At 33.9% G+C, this 11813-nt stretch carries 11 protein-coding genes; 2 read left to right on the top strand and 9 right to left on the bottom strand.

Annotated features, from left to right (window positions below; translation table 11 throughout):
* The first annotated feature begins 7 nt into the window (after positions 1-7).
* Complete coding sequence (locus ABEB18_RS05110; protein WP_348798055.1) at positions 8-574, top strand: transposase; 567 nt, start codon at positions 8-10, stop codon at positions 572-574.
* A 121-nt stretch (positions 575-695) separates the two neighbouring features.
* Positions 696-3092, top strand: coding sequence for a glycoside hydrolase family 95 protein (locus tag ABEB18_RS05105; RefSeq protein ID WP_348798054.1), 2397 nt, complete (start codon positions 696-698; stop codon positions 3090-3092).
* A 59-nt stretch (positions 3093-3151) separates the two neighbouring features.
* On the opposite strand, the gene ABEB18_RS05100 is transcribed toward ABEB18_RS05105, so the two are convergent.
* The 9 genes from ABEB18_RS05100 to ABEB18_RS05060 all read right to left on the bottom strand — a co-directional run bounded on the left by ABEB18_RS05100 (position 3152) and on the right by ABEB18_RS05060 (position 11742).
* On the bottom strand, positions 3152-4132 hold the full coding sequence (locus ABEB18_RS05100) for a Gfo/Idh/MocA family protein (RefSeq protein WP_348798053.1): 981 nt from the start codon (positions 4130-4132) through the stop codon (positions 3152-3154).
* A 10-nt stretch (positions 4133-4142) separates the two neighbouring features.
* Entirely contained in the window at positions 4143-4859 is a 717-nt protein-coding gene (locus ABEB18_RS05095; protein WP_348798052.1) for a DsbA family oxidoreductase, read from the bottom strand.
* Positions 4860-4934: 75 nt separating this feature from the next.
* Positions 4935-5393 (bottom strand): ArsR/SmtB family transcription factor, encoded by a 459-nt coding sequence (locus tag ABEB18_RS05090; RefSeq protein WP_348798051.1) that lies wholly within the window; start codon positions 5391-5393, stop codon positions 4935-4937.
* A gap of 153 nt (positions 5394-5546) precedes the next feature.
* A complete protein-coding gene (locus ABEB18_RS05085; protein WP_348798050.1) occupies positions 5547-6917 on the bottom strand; it encodes an NADH-quinone oxidoreductase subunit N in 1371 nt (456 codons plus the stop codon).
* A gap of 112 nt (positions 6918-7029) precedes the next feature.
* Positions 7030-8469, bottom strand: coding sequence for a complex I subunit 4 family protein (locus ABEB18_RS05080; RefSeq protein ID WP_348798049.1), 1440 nt, complete (start codon positions 8467-8469; stop codon positions 7030-7032).
* A gap of 8 nt (positions 8470-8477) precedes the next feature.
* Positions 8478-10361 (bottom strand): NADH-quinone oxidoreductase subunit L, encoded by a 1884-nt coding sequence (gene nuoL / locus ABEB18_RS05075; RefSeq protein WP_348798048.1) that lies wholly within the window; start codon positions 10359-10361, stop codon positions 8478-8480.
* Between the two features lie 6 nt (positions 10362-10367).
* Positions 10368-10688, bottom strand: a complete 321-nt coding sequence (gene nuoK, locus ABEB18_RS05070) for an NADH-quinone oxidoreductase subunit NuoK (RefSeq protein ID WP_348798047.1) — start codon at positions 10686-10688, stop codon at positions 10368-10370.
* Positions 10688-11197 (bottom strand): NADH-quinone oxidoreductase subunit J family protein, encoded by a 510-nt coding sequence (locus ABEB18_RS05065; RefSeq protein WP_348798046.1) that lies wholly within the window; start codon positions 11195-11197, stop codon positions 10688-10690. The genes nuoK and ABEB18_RS05065 overlap by 1 nt, the downstream gene beginning before the upstream one ends.
* Positions 11197-11742, bottom strand: coding sequence for a NuoI/complex I 23 kDa subunit family protein (locus tag ABEB18_RS05060; protein ID WP_348798045.1), 546 nt, complete (start codon positions 11740-11742; stop codon positions 11197-11199). Before ABEB18_RS05060 ends, ABEB18_RS05065 begins: the two co-directional genes overlap by 1 nt.
* Positions 11743-11813 lie beyond the last annotated feature (71 nt).

Below are 11813 nucleotides of genomic sequence, written 5' to 3'. Positions count from 1 at the left end.
AGGATACATGCAAAAATTCCAAGGGAAATTCCGTATAGAAACTGCGAGAGCAAAATGGTGGGATTATAATAGTGAAGGAAGTTATTTTATTACGATTTGTACCAAGAACAATGAACATTTGTTTGGTTATGTAAAAGATGGTGAAATGATTTTGAATCAATATGGAAAAATTGTTTCCGATTGCTGGTTTGATTTGCCGAATCATTATACAAATATCGTTTTGGGAGCATTTCAGATAATGCCCAATCATATTCATTGTATTGTAGGTGTTGATAATTCAAAAATGATTGATGCTGTGGTAGAGACGGGTTTGAAACCCGTCTGTACTGAACCCATCTGTACGGATGATAATTTAAAAAAGGCACACGGAGTATTCGAATTTATCCGGGCATTAAAATCATTTTCATCCAGAAGGATTAATGAAAAAAGAGGTACAAAAGGAGTATCAAATTGGCAAGAGCGATTTCACGATCACATAATCAGAAATGAATCTGAGTATTATAGAATAGAAGATTACATTATAAATAATCCAAAAAAATGGAATGAGGATTGTTTTTTTAATAGGGATGTGTAGAGACGGGTTTGAAACCCGTCTGTACGTAGGGCGAAAATGTAGAGACGGGTTTGAAACCCGTCTGTACCAAACCAGCTGTACGAAATGCATCTGTATAATCAATAATTTATTAAATCAGAATATGAAAAAATTACATATAATTGCCATTATCCTTTTTTGGATTTTCGCTGGGAAAATTTCCGCACAATCCAGCCATATTTTATGGTACAATCAACCAGCGGAATTTTTTGAAGAAAGTCTCGTTTTAGGAAACGGGAAAATGGGCGCTACCGTTTTTGGTGGAGTCAATACCGATAAAATTCATCTGAATGATATCACGCTTTGGTCGGGGGAACCCGTAAATGCCAATATGAGTCCCGAAGCTTATAAAAATATTCCAGCTATTCGTGAAGCATTGAAAAATGAAGATTACAAATTGGCTGAAGAATTAAATAAAAAATTACAGGGGAAAAATTCGGAAAGATATTTACCATTGGGAACATTGGAAATAAAACATTTTAACGATGGAAAAGTTTCTAATTATAGAAGAGAATTAGATCTTTCAGCGGCTGTATCAAAAGTTAGTTATGAAATAGATGGAGTAAAATATACTCGTGAATATTTTGTTTCAGCCCCAGATCAGATTATGGTGGTTAAACTGACTAGTAACAAGAAAGGAGCTTTGAGTTTTGAAATTAACTCTAGTAGTTTATTGCAATCAAGTGTTGAAGTCAAAGACAATGTTTTGACAATGGATGGGATTGCGCCAATACATGAGAATTCTGGTTATACGGTTTTGCCTAAATTTTTGGAGATAAAAGAGAGAGGAACCCGTTTTGCTTCGGTATTAAAAATTAAAAATACAGATGGAGAAATCATTAATTCGAATAAAAGTTTAGGAGTAAAAAACGCAACAGAAGCCATTATTTATGTTTCGGTAGCCACTAGTTTCAAAGGTTTCGATGTAAACCCTTCAATTGATGGAGTAGCAGAACCAATTGCGAAAAAGAATGTTGAAAAAGCTTTCTCAAAATCATTTGATAAACTTAAAGAAACTCACCTTGCTGATTATCAAAAATTCTACAATCGAGTACTTTTGGATTTAGGGAAAACAACTGCTCCGGATTTGCCTACAGACGAACGTCTGCTACGTTACGCTGATGGTAAAGAAGATAAAAATTTGGAAATTCTGTATTTTAATTTCGGACGTTATTTGTTGATTAGTTCTTCAAGAACAATGGGAGTTCCGGCTAATTTACAAGGATTATGGAATCCGCATCTTTTTGCACCGTGGAGCAGTAATTATACGATGAATATCAATTTGGAAGAAAATTACTGGTTGGCCGAAAACACGAATCTTTCCGAAATGCATCAACCTCTTTTGGGCTTTATCAAAAACCTTTCGGTTACAGGGAAAGTTACGGCCGAGACTTTTTATGGTGTTAATAAAGGCTGGACAGCAGCGCACAATTCGGATATTTGGGCAATGTCTAATCCCGTTGGTCAATTTGGAAAAGAAGATCCCATGTGGGCATGTTGGCCAATGGCAGGAGCTTGGCTGAGTACGCATATTTGGGAACATTATGTATTTACTCAGGATAAAAAATATTTAAAAGAAGAAGGATATCCTTTGATGAAAGGAGCAGCCGAATTCTGTTTGGGTTGGCTCATAGAAGATAAAAACGGAAATTTAATTACAGCTCCATCCACTTCACCAGAAAATCAATACAAGTTGGCTGATGGTTTTGTGGGCGCAACTTTGTATGGAGGAACAGCCGATTTGGCGATGATTCGCGAATGTTTTGATAAAACAATCAAAGCGGCTAAGATTCTTAATGTTGATGCCGATTTTGTAAAGAAGTTGGAAGTTAATTTGGCCAAATTGCATCCGTATCAAATTGGAAAAAAAGGAAATTTGCAAGAATGGTATTTTGATTGGGAAGATAAAGATCCAAAACACCGTCATCAGTCACAATTATTCGGATTGTTTCCTGGCGATCATATTACACCTTTAAAAACTCCTAATTTGGCCGAAGCTTCAAAGAAAACTTTAGAAATTAAAGGCGATGAAACCACAGGTTGGTCAAAAGGTTGGCGTATCAATCTTTGGGCAAGACTTTGGGACGGAAATCGCGCTTATAAAATGTATCGTGAGCTGCTTCGTTACGTAGATCCTGACGGAAAAAAAACCGAAAAACCGAGAAGAGGAGGAGGAACGTACCCGAATTTATTTGATGCGCATCCGCCGTTTCAAATTGATGGGAATTTTGGCGGTGCTGCTGCCGTGACAGAAATGCTAGTTCAATCAGATGAAAACGAAATCCGATTATTGCCGGCTTTACCCGATGCCTGGGAAAGTGGTTCTGTAAAAGGGATTTGTGCCAGAGGGGGTTTTGAAATTGAAATGACCTGGAACAATAAAAAGCTCAATAAAGTATTTATTTCTTCTAAAAAAGGAGGGAAAACCACTTTGATTTTTGGCAATAAAAAGCAAGAAGTCAATTTGAAAAAAGGAGAGAAAAGAGAAATAAAATTCTAATAGATTAAACCTAACAGGTTTTAAAAACCTGTTAGGTTTTGTTTTATGATAAAAAAAAATTATTTACCAATAATCTGATCCATCACCCAGTTGGCATGTGCCCCAGCAAACCCACTACACGGATGATTTGAGTTTCCTAGTAAATGTTCGCGTATTTGCTCTACATGATACAATTGTATGTTTTCTGGATGATGTATTTCGTGTTTAGATTCACCTTCTGGTGTTTTCAGAATCAGTGGGTCGTTTTCAAAAATAGAGAAAGTGATTTTACCTTTACTTCCATAAATTTCAACTACGTCTTCTCGTTCAAAACTTCCAAAATTCCAGCTTCCGCTTCCTGTAACTCCCGATTCGTGAATCCAATGCGCTACACAAGCATCTTTTGCAGTATATAACCCCTGCTGATTCAGGCTAAGTCCTGTCACTTCTTTTATATTCCCAAAATAATGTGCAAACAAATCCAATCCGTGGCTTGCTAAATCATCAAAATAGCCAGCAGGAGCGATTTTGGCATCGGTTCTCCAGTTGTATTCGCCCGAGCGATCTTGATCACTTGCTGTTTTACTCAAATGCCAGCGAACGTGTCTTATTTCTCCAATAGTTTTGGAATCAATCCAATTTTTTATTTGTTCGAATCGAGGGAGAGTTCGTCTGTAATAGGCAACAAACAAAGGAATATTTTTTTTATCAAAAGCATCAGCGATTGCTAGTGCTTCATCATGGTTGGGAGCCAATGGTTTTTCGATGCAACAAGGTTTTCCTGCTTCGGCCACTTTTAATCCATACAATTTGTGAGTATCAGGTGGAGTTGCAATATAAACAGCATCGACTTCGGGATCATTTATTAAAGCATCAGCATCTGTATAAAATTTATTGATACCATGTCTTTTGGCGTAATCAGCAACTTTTTCGGCGTCTCTTCTCATTACCGCAGTAATGCTAAAACCTGCAGTTTTTTGATAGGCGGGACCACTTTTAACTTCGGTTACATTGCCACACCCGATAATGCCCCAGCGTATAGTTTTATTTTTTTCAGTCATATTTTCAAATTTATTCGCAACCATCAATACCGCAACTATTAGTGTTTGATGAGGTTTGAGATTGAATTAGACTATCAAAATTACCTTCTTCCCAAGTTTTTTCAAGTGTTTTTAAGAATACATCAGTTGGCTGTGCACCTGAAACGGCATATTTATTGTCAAATACAAAAAAAGGAACTCCAGTTACTCCCAATGATTGTGCTTCTTGTTGGTCTTGTTGAACTTCTTTGGTGTAAATGTTGGAATCAATCAGTGACTCTACCTCATTTATTGGTAATCCAACTTTTTGACTAATTTCTTTAAGTGTATCCCAATCGTTTACATTCTTACCTTCTGTCAAATACGCTTTGAATAGAAATTCTTTGACTTCATCTGCTTTGTGGTGATTTTTTGCCAAATGCATTAATCGATGTGCGTTTAAAGAATTGGCTAAAATTGATTTTTCAAAATGAAAATCAAGTCCAGAATTTTTGGCGTTTTGAGTCATGTTGTCAATCATTGATTGTGCCCAATCTGTATTTCTTCCATATTTGTCAGCCAGATGTTCAACGATGCTTTCGCCTGGAGTAGCCACAAAAGCTGGGTCTAATTGAAAACTCTTCCATTCGATTTCAACTGCATCTTTATTTTCAAATTGAGAAAGAGCTTCTTCAATTTTTCTTTTTCCTATATAGCAAAACGGACACATTACATCGGACCAGATTTGTACTTTCAATTGATTTTTCATTTTGATTTTATTTTATTGGCATGGCCAAATGATTTTGTAACAAAAGTAATGAATAGCATTCTCTAGATTTTGTTTTTAATTCTTGTCCTCATCAGTTTCGTGTATCGAATCAGTTCCGCCTTTTTTGTCTGGGAATTGATAATTAAACTGTTTTAAATGTAGTTTGTTTGCTTTTTTGGGTTTTGGGGTTGGAGGTAATATTACCGCCTCAGCTTCTTTAAATAATAGTTTGTTGGATAAATAATCGGTTAAGTATTTTTTTAGTATTTGTATTTTTTCAACTTCAATAGAATAGATTGTTTTTTTGCCAACATTTTTCACCTGCAATAAATTTGCTTTTTTTAATTCTAATAAATGTTTGGAAATAGTTGATTGTGCTAATGGAATTAAAGTGACAATTTCGCCGCAGGTTCTATTGTTTTTATTCCATAAAAGCGTCATAATTTGCATTCGTGTCGGATGTCCCAATGCTTTACAAATTTCTGCAATAGCATTTGTTTCTAAGTCAAAATTTAACTGTTTTGTAGTTCCCATAATGCTTGCTTTTTATTACATCGTAATTTAGCGATTATAATTGATATATAGTACTATGATAACTTTTTTTTAAGGTTATTAAGTGCTTAATTTTTTGAAAACAAAAAACCAGCTAATTAATAGCTGGTTTTAGAATTATTTTGAAGAAGTACTTTAAGCTAATAAATCGAGTACTAATGATGGGAATAAACCTATAATAATATTTAATGTGATCGCTATTATAGCAACTGCATAGTATATAAAAGATTTTCCTGCTCTAGCTTCATTAGGTTCTTTATTGTACATCACTAAGATTAATTTAAAATAATAACCCACACTTATAATAGAGTTGATTACAGCAAATATAACCACTACTAGATACCCAGATTCGATAGTTTGACTAAACAAAACCAATTTAGCGAAGAAACCTGCGAAGATAGGAATACCTGCCATAGAAAGTAGAGAAGCGGTTAAGATCGCAGCCAATAATGGATTTGTTTTCCCTAATCCGTGAAAGTTTACAATATCTTCGTTTTCTCTGTTTTTGCATACGTACAAAATAACGCTAAAAGCAGCAATACCCGCAAACGAGTATGCCGCTGTGTAGTATAATAAACTTCCATCTGAATTAGATAAACTCAATAGTGTCATTAACATAAATCCAGCATGAGAAACTCCTGAGAAAGCTAACATACGTTTTACATTCACTTGTCGTAATGCCATAATATTACCAACAGACATTGACAAAATCGAAATAATTACCACCACTAATTGGAACGAGTAATTGATATCAGCATTCATTCCAGATAATAATTTATAAAGAGTTGCTACAGCAACAACTTTAGCCAAAGTACTCATTAAAGCAGTTGTTAGTGATGGAGAGCCTTCGTAAACATCGGGTGCCCAAAAATGAAATGGAACCGCAGCAATCTTAAATAACATTCCGATAGTAACTAAAACAATTCCGATTGGGAACCAAATTGGTAATTCGGCAGATTGTGACATACCACTAATTTCAACGATGTCAAATGAGCCCATTGCCCCATAAATCATACAGATACCAAATAAGATAATTCCAGATGCAAAAGACCCCATCAAGAAGTATTTCATTCCTGCTTCATTACTTTTAATTTTGGTACGATTACTAGCAGCAAGTATATAAAGAGAAATTGATAAAATTTCTATACCTAAAAAGAACATAGCAAGATTTCCAAAAGATACCATTGCGACTGCTCCAGCCAAAAGAAATATTTTTATGGCAATGAAATCAGAAAGTTTTGATTTATGATTTTCATAGAAATTGTGGCTCATCGCAACCAAAAATGACGTCAAAAGTATAAATAGACTTGAAAAGGCTACAGAAAATTTATTGACTACAATCATATTGTTGTAGTAGCTCGCAGGCGAATCAAATTCGGAAACAGTCAGTCCTAGAATGGCTAATAATCCAAGTAATGTTATTGGAATAATTGCTTTTCTAAAATCAAAGATTTCTAATATAAGGCTTAAAATACCTAATCCTATTATAGCTATTAATGTTGTCATTTTTTATTTTTTGATTTAGGCTTTATCATTGATAAATAGTAACTCTGCCAATTCTTTTTTACCTAATTTATTTTATTATATTTTATTGGATTCAATTTTAAACAATCAAATTTTAAGCTCTGTTAATTGCTTTTAAAATAATTTCAAGACTTGGTGTTATTAAATCATTGATAGGTTTTGGATAAATACCAAAGAAAAACAATACTGCAATAATTATTACCATTGTTAGACCTTCAGCGAAGGTCACATCGTTAAATAATTTATTATTGGTTTCTCCTAACATCGAGTGTTGAAACATTTTTAGCATATAATACGCTCCCAAAATAATGGTTGTTCCTCCTAAGATTGCAAACCAAACATTTATTTGAAAAAGGCTGTATAAAACGGTAAATTCTCCGATGAAATTAAAAGTTGTTGGCAAAGCTACCGAAGCCATTACCAATATTAAAAACATTGAAGCAAATTTTGGAGATTGAGTGCGAATTCCACCCATTTCTGCAATTAATCGGGTTTCGTATCTTCTAAAAATGATTTCGGCTGCAAAGAATAATCCAACTACAACAAAACCATGCGCTATCATTTGTAAAACGGCTCCTCTAAAACCATCAAGTGTTAAGGTGTAAGTACCAGCAGCAATCAATCCTACGTGGGCAAGTGATGAATAAGCCAACAATTTTTTAAGATCTTTTTGTCTCAAAGCAACAATAGAACCATAAATTACTCCAGCAATACCAATTCCGATAAAGATATCCATGTATTCTTTGGCCGCTAATGGAGCCAAAGGCAATTGCCAACGAATAAGACTGTACAATCCCATTTTTAGCATTATCCCAGATAAAAGCATTGTTCCAAGAGTTGGTGCTTTTTGATACACATTTGCTTGCCAAGTGTGGAAAGGAATCAAAGGAATCTTGATAGCATACGCTAAAAAGAAAGCTGTAAAAATCCATTTTTGTTCTGTAATACTCAAATTTAAGTTGTATAAATCTTCGAGCAAGAAGCTTCCTGCTTTTTGGTACATATACACAAATGCAATGAGCATAAATAATGAACCAGCAAGTGTATAAATAAAGAATTTAACTACCGCTTTTTTGCGTTCCTCAGCATCTCCATTACCCCAAATTAAAGCGATAAAATAAATTGGGATTAATGATAATTCCCAAAAAATATAGTATAAAAGCCCGTCACTAGCCAAGAAGGTACCTGTCATGGCAAATGACATAAATAGAATTAATGCATAAATTGATTTTGATTTTTTGAAATCATTGCCAAATGAAGATAAGATGATAACAGCTGTCAAAGCAGTTGTTAATAAAATCATAGCCAACGATAATCCATCTGCTTGTAATGCAAATGAAACTTTAGGTAAGGTAATCCATTGGCTGTTATAGCTAATGTTTTCTCCTAAATTAAAATGATTTAATAATACAATTGAGCAAGCTGTTGCGGCCAAACCGAAAAACAAAGCCACTTTTGAAGCAAGTTTGTCACCAGCTAAATAAGTTGCAAATGCGCCAACTAAAAGGATAATTAATATTAGAGATACATTCATAGTAATAATTATTGAGCTAAAAATAAATAAGAAATAATGGCACATAAGCCCAATACAAAGGCAAATAAATAAAGACCAACACTTCCGTTTTGTAATTTTTTACCTTGAAAACTAAGTTCGCTGGCAACTTTTCCAAATCCAAAGACAACAGCTGAAATTCCTGTTTCTACATAATCTCTAAACAATTTGGATAATCCGTTTATAGGAGCTACAAAAATTGCATCGTATAATTCATCGATATAGTATTTGTTGTAAAGTACTTTTGAAACACCAGTAATCTTATCGTCTTCGTCAGGTACTTCATTTTTGGAAATGTATTTTGCATAAGCAATTCCAATTCCAATAAAACCTCCTATGACTGCAATTCCCATCAAAATATATTCTGTAGTTCCTAAAGTATGTGCTTCATGAGCTTCTTTAGAGAATAATGGAGCTAAATAATGATTCAACCAACTGTCGGTTGGTAGGCTGATTAAACCACCAATTGCAGCTAAGATTGCTAATACTATCAAAGGGAATGTTATCAAACTTGGACTTTCGTGTAAATGATGTTTTTGTTCCTCAGTTCCTCTAAAATCTTTGAAGAAAGTTAAAAACATTAATCTAAACATATAAAAAGCAGTCATTATAGAAGCAACTGATCCAACAACCCAAAGTGGAATACTATGGTGGAAAGCGGTCATCAAAATTTCATCTTTTGAAAAGAATCCAGAAAATACTGGAACTCCAGAAATGGCTAATGAAGCAATTAGCATAGTCCAATAGGTAATTGGCATTGCTTTTTTCAAACCACCCATTTTGCGCATATCTTGTTCTCCATGTAAACCATGAATAACAGATCCAGACCCTAAGAATAAACAAGCTTTGAAGAAGGCGTGCGTGATTACATGGAATACGGCTACTTCGTAAGCTCCGAAACCTAATGCTAAAAACATTAACCCTAATTGAGAAACAGTAGAATAGGCCAATACTTTTTTGATATCATTTTGAACCAAACCAATAGTCGCCGCTACTAATGAGGTAACACCTCCAATAACAGCAATAATTGTTTGTACATCTGTATTTAAATCAAATAGGAAATGTAATCTAGTAACCATAAAAATACCAGCAGTAACCATTGTAGCTGCGTGAATTAAAGCCGAAACAGGTGTTGGTCCTGCCATCGCATCAGGCAACCAAGTGTACAACGGAATCTGAGCTGATTTACCGCAAGCTCCTATAAACAGCGCCAATGCTGCAATACTTAACCAATAAGTATCAAGATTTGCTGATCCTTCAATCGCCGTTTTTAAAGTTGCAAAATCTAAAGTGGAGAATAAACTTCCAAGGATGAAGATTCCGATAAGTAATCCCAAATCTCCAATACGATTCATAATGAAAGCTTTTTTGGCAGCATCATTATAATCTTGGTTTTTGTGCCAAAACCCAATCAATAAGTAAGAGCAAAGTCCAACACCTTCCCATCCAATAAACATCACTAGTAAGTTACTACCTACTACCAATGAAATCATGAAGAATATAAACAGATTCAAATACGCAAAAAACTTATGCATATTCTCATCATCGTGCATATAGCTTATCGAATACAAATGAATCAAGGAACCAATTCCTGTTACAAATAGCAACCATAAAATTGATAATTGATCCAATAAAAAACCAAAGCTCACATTAAATTTACTAATCTGAATCCAATTGAATAAATCAATGTTAATTGCTTGTTGTGTTTGATTAATTTGTGAAAAGAATGAAAGAGAAACAATAAATGAAACTACAATAGAAAGTGTTCCTACAATTCCAGAAACCGTTTTTCCTAGACTTTTCCCGAAGAAAATATTAATTAAAAATCCTAATAAAGGAGTTAATAGTAAGATTAAAGCTAAATTGGTATCCATTGCCATTTATCCTTTTAAGTTTTTTAAATTATCAATACTAATTGATCCAATATTTCTAAATATCGAAACTAATATGGCCAATCCTACAGCAACCTCTGCAGCCGCTACTGCCATTGAGAAAAATACAAATACCTGACCTTGTGTGTCTTGGTGGTAAGTTGAGAAGGCTACAAACAATAAGTTAACGGCGTTCAGCATAATTTCAATAGACATAAATACAATGATAGCATTTCGTCTGTACAAAACTCCAAAAATACCTATGCAAAAAAGCACAACACATAGGAAAATATAATTCTCTATACCAATCTGAGTTAAAATATTGTTCATTATTTTTCTAATTTTTCTTTTTTAGACAATAATACTGTTCCAATCATTGCTACCAATAATAAGACAGAAGCAAATTCAAATGGCACCATATATTCATTTAATAATGCTTTACCGAGAACTTTTATAGATTGATAATCTTCTCCAGTATAATCATATTCAACAATAGGTTTTGAGTCAATGAATATTTTTATCAAAACCAAACAAACCAAACAAAAAGAGACTACTGCTCCTAATCTTGTAAATCTAGGTTTGTGAACTTCATCTCCTTCGTTAAGATTCATCAACATAATGGTAAAGAGCAATAAAATCATAATAGCACCCGCATATACAATAATATGAACGATGGCTAAAAATTGTGAGTTTAAAAGCAAATAATGTCCACCAATAGAGAAAAAACAAATTACTAAATAGATAGCGCTATGTATAGGATTTCTACTGAAAATAGTTAAAAAAGCTGTTAGCAATGTGATTGCAGACAATACACAAAATAAAATAAGTACTGTTGACATTAGTTAGCGTTTTTAAGTTGAGTATTTTTTAAGGCCATTTCTAATGGCATAACCAGTTTGTCTTTTCCAAAAATGAAATCCTCTCTGTCATAACTTGCAGGAACTAACTCTTTTGATATAGTTAGATAAATTGCATCTTTAGGACAGGCTTCTTCACATAATCCACAAAAAATACATCTCAACATATTGATTTCGTATATTTCAGCATATTTTTCCTCTCTGTAAAGATGTTTTTCATTTGCTTTACGTTCAGCTGCTTTCATTGTAATAGCTTCGGCAGGACAAGATAAAGCACATAATCCACAAGCAGTACAATTCTCTCTACCTTGATCATCACGCTTCAACATGTGTCTTCCACGATATACAGGACTCATTTCTCTAACTTGTTCAGGATAGTGAATGGTCGCTTTTTTTCTAAAAAAGTGTTTTATAGTGATGGCCAAACCTTTTACAATCGCTACCAAATACAAGCGTTCTAAAAAAGTCATCTCTTTATTAGAGACCAATTTTTTTCTTCCCGATAAGGATATAGTTTCTATTGACATTTTATTTTTTTTATTTGTAGCTAATCCTGCTATCCGCTGTATTCCCGATTTAAAAAAACAAGGCTTTTTTA

This window comes from Flavobacterium adhaerens (assembly GCF_040045115.1).
Lineage (GTDB): Bacteria > Bacteroidota > Bacteroidia > Flavobacteriales > Flavobacteriaceae > Flavobacterium > Flavobacterium adhaerens.
This window is presented reverse-complemented; position numbering and strand designations above follow the sequence as displayed.